This is a genomic window from Mycobacterium sp. SMC-15 (assembly GCF_045310925.1).
Classification (GTDB): domain Bacteria; phylum Actinomycetota; class Actinomycetes; order Mycobacteriales; family Mycobacteriaceae; genus Mycobacterium.
Genome location: NZ_JBJIAJ010000008.1, coordinates 65,360 through 79,076, shown reverse-complemented (window position 1 = coordinate 79,076; position 13,717 = coordinate 65,360). Strand labels below are relative to the sequence as shown.

Genomic DNA, 13,717 nt, shown 5'->3' with positions numbered 1-13,717 from the left:
GCGGCCGGGGGTCAGCCGTGGCCCGAACCGGGCTGTCCGGGGCTACCCGGGTGGGTGTAGTCACCGGGGTGTTGAGGCCCACCGGGCCCTTGCGGGTGGGGCCCTTGTGGGCCATGTTGGTCGACGCCTCCGGGGCCGCGCTGCTCGCCATGGAAGTCGCGACTGTGGTCATTGCCGTCGCGATCGCGGTGGTGATCGTCGTGGCATTCGTTCTTCTCCCAGTTCATGCCCCACGTCGAGTCCCAGGTCTGGCCGGGACACCAGTGGTAGACCGGCGCCGGCAGGGCGCGAGCCTGGGCGGCGACACCGAGGCCGATCAGCCCCGTACCCGCGGCAAGGGCAAAGGTGGCAGCGGAGATCCTGCTGAGCGATTCCATGCGATCGGTTATAGCCGGACCAGCTGCCGCCGAAACGCTCAAACCGATTGAAAATCACGGGCTTTCACTGGGGACTGACTGTCCGGCCCGGACATCAGGACTGACAGGACGGACACCAGAACACATTGCGGCCCTCTAGTTCAGCGGTGCGCACGGCAGTCCCGCACACCCGGCACGGGTTACCGGCACGCCGGTAGACGTAGGTGCGCGGCTTGCCGGCCGCGTACGCCGGGGCGCCGTGGTCGTCCTCGGGCCGGACGACGACGATGCTGCCGCGCCGCAGGCCGACCTTCATCAGCGCCACCAGGTCGGCCCAGATCTCGCCGAAATCGGCTTCGCCGATCTGGACGCCGGGCCGGTAGGGGTCGATCCGGTGCCGGAACAGCACCTCACTGCGGTAGACGTTGCCCACCCCGGCCAGCACCGACTGGTCCATCAGCAGCGCAGCAATAGTCTTGCGGGACTTAGCAATTCTCTTGAAGGCCAGCGATGGATCGGCGTCGCCCCGCAGCGGGTCGGGCCCCAGTCGCGCGAGCACATCGGCGACTTGGGCCTCGTCGATCACCTCGCATGCCGCCGGGCCGCGCAGATCGGTGCCGTAAGCGGCGCCCACCATGCGCATCCGGACCTGGCCGACCGGTTCGGGCAGGCCACCGTCGGCCAGGTCGAACTCGGTGAACTGGCCGTAGATCCCCAGGTGCACGTGCACGATCGGCCCGCGCGCGTAGTGGTGGAACAGATGCTTGCCCCACGCCTCGGCCCGCAGCAGCGGCTGCCCGTCGACTAGGGCAGCACCGGATTCGAAGCGGCCCTGCGGACTGGACACCGCTACCGGCGCGGTTGCGAAACGGCGCTGATGCAGCCGGGCCAGCCGGTGCAGGATGTGCCCCTCCGGCATGTCAGGCCAATCTGTGCTCGGGTCAGGCGGGCGCGCCGGGCACCGCAGGTGCCTCGTGGTTGCGCTCGTAGGCAGCCAGGATGTCGATGCGCCGCTGGTGCCGTTCGGCCTCCGACCACGGCGTGCTCAGGAACGCGTCGACAATCGCGAGCGCTTCGGCGGTGGTGTGCATCCGGCCGCCGATGCCGATCAGCTGGGCGTTGTTGTGCTCCCGGGCCAGCTGCGCGGTCTCGGTGCTCCACGCCAGCGCACAGCGCGCCCCGGGCACCTTGTTGGCCGCGATCTGCTCGCCATTGCCGGACCCACCGATCACGATCCCCAGGCTCTCGGGGTCGGCCACCGTGCGGGCCGCCGCCGCGATGCAGAACGCCGGGTAGTCGTCCTCGGCGTCGTAGCTGAAGGCCCCGCAGTCGACCGGCTCATGGCCGGCCTTCTTCAGGTGCTCGACGATCGCTTCTTTGAGTTCGTAACCGGCATGGTCGCAGCCGAGGTAGACGCGCATGGCGCCATTCTCTCAGAGCCTCGTCTGCACACCTGCGCGGGTTTCAGGTTGTCCCGAGCCCACTGAGCGGCGGTCGTGGTGGCGATGTTGTACCGCCCGTTGAACGTGTCGCCGATGTCCCACGCCACTCCCTTTCCCTGCGCGAAAACTGCGCGGTATTTCTTCATCGAGTCGTCGGGATCGTGCTCGGATTCCTCGATCAAGCTGGACAACGGCCGAAGCACGCGATCGACCTTGCGCCCAAGCACATCCTCGCCAAGGTCGGCGAGATCGGCGTACGTGAGTGTGTCACCGGCCAGGTAGATCACCTCATTGGCAAACCTCGGGACGGCGAACAAAATGCGCGCCGTCAGCGCCCCGATATCCTCCGGCGTCGTCACCGTGACGGCGGTATCCCAGCTGCCCAGCGCGGCCACCGTTCGGCCGGGGACATCGACCACGCCGAATGACGGGTCGAATAGGAAGCTGGTGAACATGCCGGTGGAGATGATCAACCACTCGGTATCCCTCTGGCTTCGCAACAGGTCGCGAACATCGAGCTGTTCATCGAAGAGGTCCTGCGGACTGCCCCGGCCGATGACGTCGTAGTCCACGCCGAATTGCCAGGGCACGAAACGCCTCACACCCGCGGCCAGTGCGGCGCGAGCCAGCTTCAGCTGCGTGCCTTCACCCGCCGAAAAGCCGACGCAGCTGATCACCGCGTCGAAACCGCTGAATACCTCCGCCAGCTGGGCAGATGTCCAGGCGACCACGTCGCCCGGCTCGATCGCGACGCCCCACTGCCGAATCCGCGCGAGCTCGTGCTGCTTGGCCGGATCACTCGATTCGACGGTCGTCGGGCGCAGCAGCACCGACACCGTGGCGGTCCCGGACCGACCGGCACTGCCCGCTAAGGCCTGCAACACCGCCATCCCGAGCTCCCCGGCACCGAGCACCAGGATGCGCTCGCTATCCATCAGTCGAATTCCGGCGCCTCGCTGCGGCTGCGCTTGAGCTCCCAGAAGTGCGGGTAGGACGCAAAGGTCACCGACGCGTCCCACAGCTCCCCCGCCTGCTCGCCGCGGGGAATGCGGGACAACACCGGCCCGAAGAACGCCACCCCGTTGACATGGATGGTCGGGGTCCCGACGTCCTTGCCGACGGCGTCCATGCCGGCGTGGTGGCTCGCGCGCAGCGCCTCGTCGTAGGCGTCGCTGGTGGCGGCGTCGGCCAGTTCAGCCGGCAGACCCACCTCGGCCAGCGCACCGGCGATGACGTCGGGGAAGTCCTTGTTGTTCTGGTTGTGGATCCGGGTTCCCATCGCGGTGTACAGCGGCCGCAGGATCTCGTTGCCGCGCAACTGTTCGGCGGCGATCGCCACCCGCACTGGACCCCACGCGTGCTTGAGGCCTTCGCGGTACTGCTCGGGAAGATCGTCGCGCCCCTCGTTGAGGACGGCCAGACTCATCACGTGGAAGGTGACGTCGATGTCACGGACCTTCTCGACCTCCAGGATCCACCGGGAGGTGATCCAGCACCACGGGCACAGCGGGTCGAACCAGAGCGCGGCGTGCGATTTCACGGGCATGGGCGATCCTCTCAGCCAACAACGGACACGTTTAGAACGTCTAACGCGGCACCGGACACATCTATGCCCACCGCGCGGTTACAGGCTCAGGGCCAGCAGCACGACCGCAACCGCCGGGAAGGCACCCTGGACGACGGCCGCGCGGGCCTTGTCGGGCGACGACGTCACCAGAACCAGCGCCGCAGCCAGCATGGACCCGACGCCGGCAAAGATCAGCGCAAGCCCAACTGTGTTGTGGTCCAACGAAACCGCGGCGACACCCACTACCGTGACGATGGCCAGGAACAGATTGTAGAAACCCTGGTTGAAGGCCAGCTCCTTGGTGGCCTCAGCCTCCGCCACGGTGGTGCCGAAGACGGCCCGAGTGCGCGGTGAGGTCCAACTCAGCGACTCAAGCGCGAAGATGTAGACGTGCAACACCGCGGCCAGCACGGCGAAGGTCAGACCGGCAATGAGCATGGCCTCATTAAACTCGGTCCGGCGCCCGCCCGCACGGTCTGGCGGCTACTGTAGGCGGGCGTGGCACTTCCTAACCTCACCCGCGACCAGGCCGCCGTGCGGGCCGCTTCGGTCACCGTCGTCAACTACCGGATCGCGCTGGACCTGACCGATGGCAGCGGCAATCCGGGCGAGCGCACCTTCCGCTCCACCACCACCGTCACCTTCGACGCCCTGGCCGGCAGTGACACCGTCATCGACATCGCCGCCGAGACGATCCACGGTGCCACCCTCAACGGCCGCGCTCTGGATGTCTCGGCCTACGACGAGTCCGTCGGTGTGGTGCTGACCGGGTTGGCCGAGCACAACACCGTCGAGATCGACGCGCAGTGCTATTACTCCAACACCGGCGAAGGTCTGCACCGCTTCGTCGACCCGGTCGACGACGAGGTGTACCTGTACTCGCAGTTCGAAACCGCCGACGCCAAGCGGATGTTCGCCTGCTTCGACCAGCCAGACCTCAAGGCCACCTTCGACATCACCGTCACCGCGCCGTCGCACTGGCAGGTGATCTCCAATGGCGCCACGACCTCCGTACGCGACGGAGTGCACAGCTTCGAGACCACGCCCAAGATGAGCACGTATCTGGTGGCGCTGATCGCCGGACCGTATGCCCGTTGGGACGACGTCTACCGTGACGAGCACAGCGAGATCCCGCTGGGCCTGTTCTGCCGGGCTTCGCTGGCCGAGCACATGGACTCCGAGCGGCTGTTCACCGAGACCAAGCAGGGATTCGGCTTCTACCACAGCAACTTCGGTGTGCCGTATGCGTTCGGCAAGTACGACCAGCTGTTCGTGCCGGAGTTCAACGCCGGCGCCATGGAGAACGCCGGAGCGGTGACGTTCCTGGAGGACTACGTCTTTCGCAGCAAGGTGACCCGGGCGTCTTATGAGCGACGCGCCGAGACCGTGTTGCACGAGATGGCGCACATGTGGTTCGGCGACCTGGTCACCATGCGGTGGTGGGACGACCTGTGGCTCAACGAATCGTTCGCGACGTTCGCGTCGGTGCTGTGCCAAAGCGAGGCAACCGAATACACCAGCGCCTGGACGACATTCGCGAACGCGGAGAAGTCGTGGGCCTACCGCCAAGACCAGCTGCCGTCGACGCACCCGATCGCCGCCGACATCCCCGACCTGGCCGCCGTAGAGGTCAACTTCGACGGGATCACCTACGCCAAAGGCGCATCCGTGCTCAAGCAGTTGGTGGCCTATGTCGGCTTGGACCACTTCCTGGCCGGTCTGCGCGACTACTTCGCCGCGCACGCGTTCGGCAACGCCACCTTTGACGACCTGCTGGCCGCGCTGGAGAAGGCGTCCGGCCGGGATCTGTCCGACTGGGGCCGGCAGTGGCTGAAGACCACCGGCCTGAACACGCTGCGGGCAGACTTCGATGTCGACGGCGACGGCCGGTTTACCCGGTTCGCGGTGACGCAGAGCGGCGCCGCTCCGGGGGCCGGCGAGACCCGGGTGCACCGGTTGGCCATCGGCATCTACGACGACGACCCCTCCGGTTCGGGCCGGTTGGTGCGGGTGCACCGCGAGGAGTTGGACATCGACGGGCCCAGCACCCAAGTGCCTGGCCTGGTCGGGGTTTCGCGCGGAAAGCTGATCCTGGTCAACGACGACGACCTGACCTACTGCGCGCTGCGGCTGGACCCGCAGTCGCTGGCCGCCGCGACGGAGCGGATCGCCGACATCGCCGAGCCGTTGCCGCGCACCCTGGTGTGGTCGGCGGCCTGGGAGATGACCCGCGAAGCCGAGCTGCGCGCCCGGGACTTCCTGGCGCTGGTGCAGCGCGGTATCGGCGCCGAGACCGAGGTCGGCGTGGCCTCGCGGCTGCTGCTGCAGGCGCAGACCGCGCTGGGCTTCTACGCCGAGCCGGCCTGGGCCGCCGAGCAGGGTTGGCCGGCGTTCGCCGATCGGCTGCTGGAGTTGGCCCGCGGCGCGGACCCCGGCTCAGATCACCAGCTGGCCTATGTCAACGCGCTGTGCACGTCGGTGCTCGCCGAGCGGCACACCGCGGTACTGGCCGCGCTGCTGGACGCGGACCCGGCCGCTCAGGGGCTGGCCGGGCTGGCCGTCGACACCGACCTGCGCTGGCGGATCGTGGTGGCGCTGGCCCGCGGCGGCGTGCTGGACTCTGCGGCGATCGACGCCGAGATCCAGCGTGACCCCACCGCGGCCGGCAAACGCCAGGGCGCCCAGGCGTCAGCGGCCCGGCCGCAGGCCGCGGTCAAGGAAGCGGCCTGGCAGCAGGTGATCGAGGACGACACGTTGGCCAACATCACCGGTCGCGCGATCATCGGCGGGATCGTGCAGCCCGGTCAGGGCGAGCTGTTGGCACCGTTCACCGCGCGCTACTTCGAGGCGATCTCCGGTGTGTGGGAACGGCGATCCAGCGAGGTGGCGCAGACCGTGGTGGTGGGCCTGTACCCCGGGTGGGATGTCAGCCAGGCGGGATTGGACGCCGCCGACGCTTTCCTGGCCGATCCTTCGGTGCCGCCGGCGCTGCGGAGGCTGGTCACCGAGGGCCGGGCCGGAGTGGAGCGGTCGCTGCGGGCACGCACCGTTGATACCGCCTGATCAGCGGTATCCCCCGTCGCGCAGGCCGGCATCCTTCTCGAAACTGTTGACACCACCGAAGATTCGCGCCCTCGCCTCCTCGGCGAGGTAGCGCGCCGGCATCCGCACCGGCCCCAGCGCAGCCCATTGCTGGGCGTGAATCTCCTCGTGATGCAACAGCGCGTCCAGGTCAGGTCCGCCCGGGCCGAGACGTCCCGTTTCGATGATCTCGTGCAGCCGCCGGGCGGGGTCGGAGACCTGTTGGGAGTTGACCAGGAACAGATCTCCCCACATGGTGCCGCCGCGGTGGCTGAACGAACCGTGAATCCGATTGCCGCCCACGACCATCAGCACCCCGTTAGGGGTGGCGGCCACACAGCCGCCGGCGTTGCAGATACCTCGGACCACCGCGTAGCTCCAGCGGTTCGCGCGCTGACGGTCGATGATCCGTCGCATCTCGGCCGCGCCGTACGGCGTCTCGGGAAAGTCGGTGCACGCGCCACGCCGGCCGTAACCGGTGCCCGCATTGAGAAGGTAGGTCAGCAGCACCGCGCGCCGCACGGCATCGCCGCCGGCTGTTCGGGGGATGACGAAAAAGCTCTTGCCGTCCGGGTCGGTGACCTGCTCCATCACGTCCAGCGACCGGAAGGTGTCCCGCGTGATGCCCTGCGCGCGAACGATTTCGGTCACCGCTTGCGGGCCGACGGCGCGCCGGTCGATGTTCGACAGCCAGGCTCGGTGCGCCGGGGAACCCGACACGGCGGCAGTGTGAGCTGGGAACACCTGCCGCACGATCGCCGAACCAGTAAGAGCAGCCGCTAGGCCGGGGTGACGCCGGCGCTGATCACCTGCACCGCGCTGACCAGACCATCGATCAAGTTGCCGTCGCGGAAAGCCGCAGCCGCCGCGGCCACACCCTGCGGTGCCGCTGCCGGGGCAATGCGGTCAGCCACGCCGGCGCCGTAGACCACCTCGATGGCCTTCTGGTCCGGCGACACTGCGATCAGCACTGCATCGTTGGGGGTGGGCACCTTGGCCAAAATCTCGCGGGCCCGCGCGGCGGTGTCCGCCCCCAGGTCGCCGATGTAGGTGGCGAACCGGGCCTGGGTGGCACGCGACGCGTAGGTCAGTGCGTCATCGAGGGCCACCAGTTCCTTGACCGGGAACGGGTAGTGCGTCGACGCCTCGCCGGGCTCGGTAACCCCGGAAACCCGACCGCTGTTGGTGACCACAAAGCCGTAGGGCAGGTCCGCCGGATCGATCGTTACGACTTCACCAGTTGCCACTGGTTCCACCCCCCACGCTGAACTCGGAATGGCCGTGGCCGTGTCCGCCAATGGCCTCGTCGGTCGCCGCCCACAGGATCGGCGGGTGTGTCCACCGATCGGACATCTGGTAGGTGGCCGCGCGCGGCCCCTTCTGCGACAGGGTCCGGGCGGCCAGCAGTGCGAACATTGCCGCCGGGATGCCAATGAAGATGCCGAGGGTTTCCAACACGCTCACGCCGTAGACGGTATCCCACCGCTGATCGGGCGGTGCGGGAACCCGGCCCGATGGGGCGCCGCCGCGGGGCGAGCGACCGAGCACGGGCGCGACGGGGCTGCCTTGCGCCTGCTGAACGGCCATCGATTATGGTGACGCCATACCTTCGCACTGGCAGTCAGCGTGAGGAAGGGCTGCCCCGGCAGTCATGGGAGGCCCACGGGCCTCGGAGATAGCACCATCACCCGTTGCTGCCGTGCGGCAACGCCTTCTTCCTTCGCGAGGTAGGCGCGCCGTCGGGCAGCAGGGGTCCTGCCAGTGGGAGTCCCATGAACGACGAATTGCGCGCCGACAGCGTGGTCGGCCGCATCAAGACCATCTTCCGCTTCCCCATCAAATCGGTCGGCGGCCGAAGCATCACCCACACCTACATCGACACGCACGGCGGTCTGGGCGATCACCGGTACGCCTTCATCGATGTCGAGACCGGCAATCTGTGCAACGCGAAGAATCCGCGCAAGTACGGCAGCATGCTGGCCTGTCGGGCCTACTACCTCGACGAACCACGGCCCGGACAGCCGCTGCCCACCCTGGAAGTCGTCTTCCCGGACGGCAGGGCTCACCGCAACGTCGGCACCGACCTCGACGACGCCATGTCGCGCTATCTGGGCCGCACGGTACGCCTCGCCGCGGCGGTGCCCAGCGACGCGAAGACCGAGTTGGTCTGGGACGCGGCGACCGGTCTGCCCAAGGAGGGCGTGTACAGCCACACCACCACGAATGCCGACGGCGACGAGGTCTTGACCTACGGCCCGCTGCAAGCCAACAGGTTCTTCGACCTGACGCCGCTGCACTTCATCACCACCTCGACGCTCAACCATTTTCAGCGGCTGGAACCCGCCGCGAGATTCAACCCTCGCCGCTATCGGCCGACGATGGTCATCGACACCCCAGCGCCCGGCCTCGTCGAAGACGCCTGGGTGGGCGGACGGCTCAGCATCGGTGCGGCGGTCTCGGCCAGCGTCGACTTATGCACGCCGCGTTGTGTGATGTCCACGCTCGCGCACGGCAAGGACGTGCCGCTGGACCGGGCGACCCTGCGAACCATCGCCAAACACAACAGCAAGGTCATCGGAGACTTCGGGCGGCTGGCATGCGCCGGGGTCTACGCCACCGTGACGGCGACGGGACCGGTTCGGGTAGGCGACCCCGTCCGATTCGAGTCAAAAACCAACTAGGCAAGGAGGACACACCATGATTCAGCGGCTCACCCCCGACGTCGGCTACCTGCCGCCGGCAATGTTCGACGCGTTGGGACTCTCGCAACTGGTGATCACCGCAGGGCTGATGCACTGGTCGGGAATCGTTGCGGCACAGGCTGACCCGGAGGGAATCAGCATTCCGGCAGCCGATGTCACCGGTCAGCTCACCTTCATCCTGGACAAGCTGGACGCCATGCTTGCCTCCGTCGGCTCCGATCGGACGCAGATCGTGAGCATGACCATCTACAGCACCGCGATCGACGACTTGTCGGCCGCGCTGGCGCGCGTTTATGCACCATGGGTGGGAGAACACCGACCGGCTCTCACCTCGATCGGAGTCGCACGCCTGTCCCTGCCCCAGGCGTTGCTCGAGGTCCAGGGCTGCGCCGTCGTTCCGGAAAGGCGATGACCATGGTTCTTGCTGCGGCTGTCCAGCTGGATGCGGTACTCGGCGACATTCCGGCCAACCTTGCCGCCTGTGAGCGGCTGGCCGACGAGGCGGGCGGTGCCGGCGCCAGGATCATCGCCCTGCCGGAGTTCTTCACCACCGGTATCGGCTTCGAGCCGGCACTGGCGACGGCGGCGTTGCCGCCCGACGGTGCGGCCACCGAACTGCTCACCAGGCTGGCTCGCCGGCACCGCGCGCTGGTCGGTGGGTCCTTTCTGTGCCGCGATACCGACGGCCACGTCCGCAACGCCTATCTACTCGCAGGTCCCGCCGGCGGTGTGGTGGGGCGCCACGACAAGGATCTGCCGACCATGTGGGAGAACGCGTTCTACACCACCGGCGACGACGACGGGGTGCTCGCGGCAGGCGAACACACGGTCGGGGCGGCGGTGTGCTGGGAGCTGATGCGCACCCAGACGGTGCGCCGACTGCGCGGCCGGGTGGACCTGGTGATGACCGGCTCGGGCTGGTGGTCGATTCCACGCTGGTCGCCGCACGTCCTGTTCGACCGCCTCGAACGCAACAACGCCGGTACCGCGCGCCGGGCCGCGGCGTCGTTTGCCCAGTATGTCGGCGCCCCGGTGGTGCACGCCGCCCACGCGGGTGCGTTGACCTGCGCGATGCCGTGGCTGCCCCTGCGGTACCGCGGTCACTTCGAAGGCGCCACGCTGATCGCCACCGCGGACGGCACCGTCATCGCCGAACGGCGCGCCGATCAAGGCGAAGGGATCGTGCTTGCCGAGATCACGCCCGGCCGGCAGCCGGCTCGACTCGCGCCGCCGGCCGGCTTCTGGCTGCATCGCCGCGGGACGCTGCCCACCGCGGTGTGGCACTACCAACGCTGGCATGGGCGGCGCTGGTACCGGAACAACGTCGCACAGAACGTCTGAGGAGGCACCATCGTGGATTGGACCGGCGGAGCACTGGGCACCGACACGCTGACAACGCTGCTGGCAGCGGGCCTGACCTTCCTGCTCGCCCTGGGACTGGGCATCTGGAAGTACCGGCAGATGGTCACGCGGCCGGAGCGCCTCGCCCATCCCTACGTCGACATCGCACACCGTGCCGCGCTGCTGTATTCCTTCGCCACGCTGCTGTTAGCGGTCTTCGTCGAGCTCAGCGTCTGGCCGACCTGGGTGAATCTGACGGCAGCCATGGTGGTCGTGTTCTATTTCCTGGCCGCCATCGTCAGCTACATCGTGCACGGCGCCCTACAAGACACCACCAACCAGTTCGAGCACCCCACAGCCGGAATGCATGTGTCGATGGTGCTGCTCATCGTCGGTGAGATGGGCGGTTTTGGCGTGCTGCTGGCCGGCTTCGTCGCCGGTTGGCTCGGTCGAGGCTAGAGCTCAGGCGGCGCCTTCACCGAGGTAGCGCATCCACACCGGGTCGAGATCGTGGATCACCGCAAGAAGCCGCCAATGCTGGCCCTTGGGCGAGGTGGGCACCAATCGCAGCGTCCAGCCGATCTCGGCCAGCAACCGGTCCGCCTTGCGGTGATTGCAGGTCGAACAGGCGGCCACACAGTTCTCCCAGGAGTGGTCGCCGCCACGGCTGCGCGGCACCACGTGATCGACGGTGTCGGCTTTGCCGCCGCAGTACGCGCAGCTGTGCTGGTCGCGGTGCATCAGCGCAGCCCGGGTCAACGGGATCCGGGCCCGGTAGGGCACCCGCACGTAGTTCCGCAGCCGGATCACCGACGGCACCGGCACCGACCGGGTCGCCGAGTGGATGACCGGCCCGGCCGGATCGTCGTGCACGATGTCGGCCTTACCGCAGATCAGCATGACTACGGCACGACGCAGCGGAAGCGCCGTCAACGGCTCGAAGGTGGAGTTCAGCAGCAATACCCGCCGGCGGGTCCAGATCGATGCGGCTTCATTGTTGGTCGCGGCATTCGAAGTGGCGACCGAATGCAGGCATGGGGCGGCGGCAAGCCCGCTCAGGCTCGCCGGTGGGGCACCGGGGGTGCGGTGGCCCCGACGTTTCATATCCGGTCTTGCAGCCGGTTTAGATGTCGCACCATTGACCTCCGCCGAACAGTTCACCATGATTCGGCGCTGGTCGCACGCCTATTTCCTGTGTGTTCACCGGCAGGCATCGACGATGCCCCACAATGGGGGGCGATGCAGCCGATAGAAGAACCCTCGTTTTATGACGCCGTCGGCGGTGCGGAGACCTTCCACGCCATCGTGTCGCGGTTTTATCAATTGGTCGCCCAGGATCCGATCCTGCGCCCGATGTACCCCGCCGACGACATGGACGGCGCCGAGGAACGGTTGCGGATGTTCCTCGAGCAGTACTGGGGCGGACCGCGCACCTATACCGAACTTCGCGGGCACCCACGGTTGCGGATGCGCCACATCCCCTACCGGATCGGCCCCATTCAGCGCGACGCCTGGCTGCGCTGCATGGTGACGGCCATCAACGAGATCGACAGCGACACCCTCGACGATGCACACCGCGGCGAGCTGCTGCAGTACCTGCATTCGGCGGCCGACTTCCTGGTCAACGCGCCGATCTGATGGCCACCCGCGACCGCCCCGGTCACACCCCGTGGTGGGCCGACAGTGCGTTCTACCAGGTGTATCCCCGCTCGTTCGCCGACAGCAACTCCGACGGGGTCGGCGAACTGGACGGGGTGACCGCACACCTGGACTACTTGGCGTGGCTGGGGGTCGAGGCGCTGTGGCTCAACCCGGTGATGGTGTCGCCGATGGCCGACCACGGCTACGACGTGGCGAACCCGCGTGACATCGATCCGCTCTTCGGCGACCTCGCCGCACTAGATCGGCTGGTGGCCGCCGCACACGAGCGGGACATCAAGCTGACCATGGACCTGGTGCCCAACCACACCAGTTCGGCGCACCCGTGGTTCGTCGAGGCGCTGGCCGCCAAGCCGGGCAGTGCCGCGCGCGACCGCTACTTCTTCCGTGACGGCCGCGGACCCGACGGCGGGCTGCCACCCAACAACTGGGTGTCGGTCTTCGGCGGCCCGGCCTGGACGCGGGTCACCGAGCCGGACGGCCCGGGCCAGTGGTACCTGCATCTGTTCGATGTGTCACAGCCGGATCTGAACTGGGACAACCCGGAGGTCTTCGCCGACTTCGAGCGAACCCTGCGGTTCTGGCTGGACCGTGGCGTGGACGGCTTCCGCATCGATGTCTCCCACGGCATGGCCAAGCCTGCCGGTCTGCCGGACATGCCGGTCACCGATGTGAAGCTGCTGGCCCACCAGGACGACGACCCGCGATTCAACCGGCCCGGAGTCCACCCGATCCACCGGGCGATTCGCCGGGTCTTCGACGACTATTCGGACGCGGTGAGCGTCGGTGAGATCTGGGTACACGACAACCATCAGTTCGCCGAGTACCTCCGGCCCGACGAACTGCACCTGGCCTTCAACTTCCGGCTGTTGCAAGCCGACTTCGATGCGACTCAGATCCGCAGTGCGATCGACAATTCGCTGGCCGCGGTGGCGTTGGTGGGCGCCAGCGCCACCTGGGCGCTGGAGAATCACGACGTCGAGCGGGCGGTCACCCGCTACGGTGGCGGCGCCTTGGGGCTGGCCCGGGCGCGGGCCATGGCCCTGGTGTTGTTGGCCCTTCCCGGCGCGGTGTTCGTCTACAACGGCCAGGAGCTGGGCCTGCCCAACGTCGAGCTGCCCGATTCGGCTCTGCAGGACCCGGTGTGGGAGCGCTCCGGGCACACCGAACGCGGCCGCGACGGCTGCCGGGTGCCCCTGCCCTGGTCCGGCGATGCGCCGGCGTTCGGGTTCTCCGACAACCCCGACACCTGGCTACCGATGCCGGCGGACTGGGCACAGCGGACTGTCGACAGACAACGCAGCGACCGCAGCTCGACACTCTCGCTGTACCGGCAGGCTCTCGAGATACGCAGGAGCAGAACCGAACTCACCGGATCGCAGGTCGATTGGCTCGACGCGCTGCCGGGAATGTTGATCTTCCGGCGCGGCGGGCTGGTATGCGCGCTGAACGCCGGCGACCGTCCGGTAGATCTCCCGGAGGGGCAGCTGATCCTGGCCAGCGCGCCGGCGACCGGCGGTGTCTTGCCACCCAACACCGCCGCGTGGCTGGTCTGAGCGGCCGGTCACC

General features: G+C 67.9%; 17 protein-coding genes. 7 read left to right on the top strand and 10 right to left on the bottom strand.

All coding sequences use genetic code 11. The features are described from left to right. Positions 1–11: 11 nt before the first annotated feature. From ACJH71_RS13365 to ACJH71_RS13340, 6 genes are all read right to left on the bottom strand, one after another. Positions 12–377 (bottom strand): hypothetical protein, encoded by a 366-nt coding sequence (locus tag ACJH71_RS13365; RefSeq protein WP_406758495.1) that lies wholly within the window; start codon positions 375–377, stop codon positions 12–14. A 94-nt stretch (positions 378–471) separates the two neighbouring features. Beyond that, positions 472–1,275: an Fpg/Nei family DNA glycosylase gene (locus ACJH71_RS13360; RefSeq protein ID WP_406758494.1), complete on the bottom strand. Its 804-nt coding sequence runs from the start codon at positions 1,273–1,275 to the stop codon at positions 472–474. A 22-nt stretch (positions 1,276–1,297) separates the two neighbouring features. After that, a complete protein-coding gene (locus tag ACJH71_RS13355) occupies positions 1,298–1,777 on the bottom strand; it encodes a ribose-5-phosphate isomerase (RefSeq protein WP_406758493.1) in 480 nt (159 codons plus the stop codon). After that, positions 1,711–2,733, bottom strand: coding sequence for an aromatic alcohol reductase (locus ACJH71_RS13350; RefSeq protein WP_406758492.1), 1,023 nt, complete (start codon positions 2,731–2,733; stop codon positions 1,711–1,713). The genes ACJH71_RS13355 and ACJH71_RS13350 overlap by 67 nt, the downstream gene beginning before the upstream one ends. Further along, positions 2,733–3,344 carry a DsbA family protein gene (locus ACJH71_RS13345; protein ID WP_406758491.1) on the bottom strand — a complete coding sequence of 204 codons (612 nt, stop codon included), beginning with the start codon at positions 3,342–3,344 and terminating at the stop codon, positions 2,733–2,735. The genes ACJH71_RS13350 and ACJH71_RS13345 overlap by 1 nt, the downstream gene beginning before the upstream one ends. A 78-nt stretch (positions 3,345–3,422) precedes the next feature. Continuing rightward, positions 3,423–3,803, bottom strand: a complete 381-nt coding sequence (locus tag ACJH71_RS13340; RefSeq protein WP_406758490.1) for a DUF1304 domain-containing protein — start codon at positions 3,801–3,803, stop codon at positions 3,423–3,425. 60 nt (positions 3,804–3,863) lie between these two features. On the opposite strand from ACJH71_RS13340, the gene pepN reads away from it, so the two are divergent. Further along, positions 3,864–6,428, top strand: coding sequence for an aminopeptidase N (pepN, locus tag ACJH71_RS13335; RefSeq protein WP_406758489.1), 2,565 nt, complete (start codon positions 3,864–3,866; stop codon positions 6,426–6,428). Here pepN and ACJH71_RS13330 read toward each other — a convergent pair whose 3' ends face one another. From ACJH71_RS13330 to ACJH71_RS13320, 3 genes are read right to left on the bottom strand one after another with little or no spacing between them, the layout of a single operon-like run. Next, positions 6,429–7,166, bottom strand: a complete 738-nt coding sequence (locus tag ACJH71_RS13330) for a hypothetical protein (protein ID WP_406758488.1) — start codon at positions 7,164–7,166, stop codon at positions 6,429–6,431. It abuts the gene before it with no gap. Positions 7,167–7,225: 59 nt separating this feature from the next. Next, positions 7,226–7,693, bottom strand: a complete 468-nt coding sequence (locus ACJH71_RS13325) for a DUF5130 domain-containing protein (protein WP_406758487.1) — start codon at positions 7,691–7,693, stop codon at positions 7,226–7,228. Then, positions 7,680–7,901, bottom strand: coding sequence for a hypothetical protein (locus ACJH71_RS13320; RefSeq protein ID WP_406758633.1), 222 nt, complete (start codon positions 7,899–7,901; stop codon positions 7,680–7,682). The genes ACJH71_RS13325 and ACJH71_RS13320 overlap by 14 nt, the downstream gene beginning before the upstream one ends. Positions 7,902–8,218: 317 nt before the next feature. Between ACJH71_RS13320 and ACJH71_RS13315 the strand changes: the two genes are divergently transcribed. Genes ACJH71_RS13315 through ACJH71_RS13300 form a run of 4 tightly spaced genes read left to right on the top strand, consistent with a single transcriptional unit; the run spans position 8,219 to position 10,948 of the window. Continuing rightward, positions 8,219–9,127: an MOSC domain-containing protein gene (locus ACJH71_RS13315; RefSeq protein WP_406758486.1), complete on the top strand. Its 909-nt coding sequence runs from the start codon at positions 8,219–8,221 to the stop codon at positions 9,125–9,127. Positions 9,128–9,143: 16 nt separating this feature from the next. After that, positions 9,144–9,560 (top strand): RidA family protein, encoded by a 417-nt coding sequence (locus ACJH71_RS13310; RefSeq protein WP_406758485.1) that lies wholly within the window; start codon positions 9,144–9,146, stop codon positions 9,558–9,560. Between the two features lie 2 nt (positions 9,561–9,562). Continuing rightward, positions 9,563–10,489 carry a carbon-nitrogen hydrolase family protein gene (locus ACJH71_RS13305; RefSeq protein WP_406758484.1) on the top strand — a complete coding sequence of 309 codons (927 nt, stop codon included), beginning with the start codon at positions 9,563–9,565 and terminating at the stop codon, positions 10,487–10,489. Between the two features lie 33 nt (positions 10,490–10,522). Beyond that, positions 10,523–10,948, top strand: coding sequence for a hypothetical protein (locus ACJH71_RS13300; RefSeq protein WP_406758632.1), 426 nt, complete (start codon positions 10,523–10,525; stop codon positions 10,946–10,948). 3 nt (positions 10,949–10,951) lie between these two features. On the opposite strand, the gene ACJH71_RS13295 is transcribed toward ACJH71_RS13300, so the two are convergent. After that, a complete protein-coding gene (locus tag ACJH71_RS13295; protein WP_406758483.1) occupies positions 10,952–11,593 on the bottom strand; it encodes an HNH endonuclease in 642 nt (213 codons plus the stop codon). A 135-nt stretch (positions 11,594–11,728) separates the two neighbouring features. Here ACJH71_RS13295 and ACJH71_RS13290 point away from each other — a divergent pair, with 135 nt between their 5' ends. Together ACJH71_RS13290 and ACJH71_RS13285 are read left to right on the top strand one after the other, a co-directional pair. Then, positions 11,729–12,127 (top strand): globin, encoded by a 399-nt coding sequence (locus ACJH71_RS13290; protein WP_406758482.1) that lies wholly within the window; start codon positions 11,729–11,731, stop codon positions 12,125–12,127. Beyond that, on the top strand, positions 12,127–13,704 hold the full coding sequence (locus ACJH71_RS13285) for an alpha-amylase family glycosyl hydrolase (RefSeq protein ID WP_406758481.1): 1,578 nt from the start codon (positions 12,127–12,129) through the stop codon (positions 13,702–13,704). The genes ACJH71_RS13290 and ACJH71_RS13285 overlap by 1 nt, the downstream gene beginning before the upstream one ends. Positions 13,705–13,717: the final 13 nt, after the last annotated feature.

Coding starts and splice junctions, on each gene's coding strand:
- ACJH71_RS13355 (WP_406758493.1), bottom strand. CDS start 1,777: ATGCGCGTCTACCTCGGCTGCGACCATGCCGGTTACGAACTCAAAGAA.
- ACJH71_RS13345 (WP_406758491.1), bottom strand. CDS start 3,344: ATGCCCGTGAAATCGCACGCCGCGCTCTGGTTCGACCCGCTGTGCCCG.
- ACJH71_RS13290 (WP_406758482.1), top strand. CDS start 11,729: ATGCAGCCGATAGAAGAACCCTCGTTTTATGACGCCGTCGGCGGTGCG.
- ACJH71_RS13360 (WP_406758494.1), bottom strand. CDS start 1,275: ATGCCGGAGGGGCACATCCTGCACCGGCTGGCCCGGCTGCATCAGCGC.
- ACJH71_RS13365 (WP_406758495.1), bottom strand. CDS start 377: ATGGAATCGCTCAGCAGGATCTCCGCTGCCACCTTTGCCCTTGCCGCG.
- ACJH71_RS13315 (WP_406758486.1), top strand. CDS start 8,219: ATGAACGACGAATTGCGCGCCGACAGCGTGGTCGGCCGCATCAAGACC.
- ACJH71_RS13305 (WP_406758484.1), top strand. CDS start 9,563: ATGGTTCTTGCTGCGGCTGTCCAGCTGGATGCGGTACTCGGCGACATT.
- ACJH71_RS13285 (WP_406758481.1), top strand. CDS start 12,127: ATGGCCACCCGCGACCGCCCCGGTCACACCCCGTGGTGGGCCGACAGT.
- ACJH71_RS13340 (WP_406758490.1), bottom strand. CDS start 3,803: ATGCTCATTGCCGGTCTGACCTTCGCCGTGCTGGCCGCGGTGTTGCAC.
- ACJH71_RS13295 (WP_406758483.1), bottom strand. CDS start 11,593: ATGAAACGTCGGGGCCACCGCACCCCCGGTGCCCCACCGGCGAGCCTG.
- ACJH71_RS13310 (WP_406758485.1), top strand. CDS start 9,144: ATGATTCAGCGGCTCACCCCCGACGTCGGCTACCTGCCGCCGGCAATG.
- ACJH71_RS13350 (WP_406758492.1), bottom strand. CDS start 2,733: ATGGATAGCGAGCGCATCCTGGTGCTCGGTGCCGGGGAGCTCGGGATG.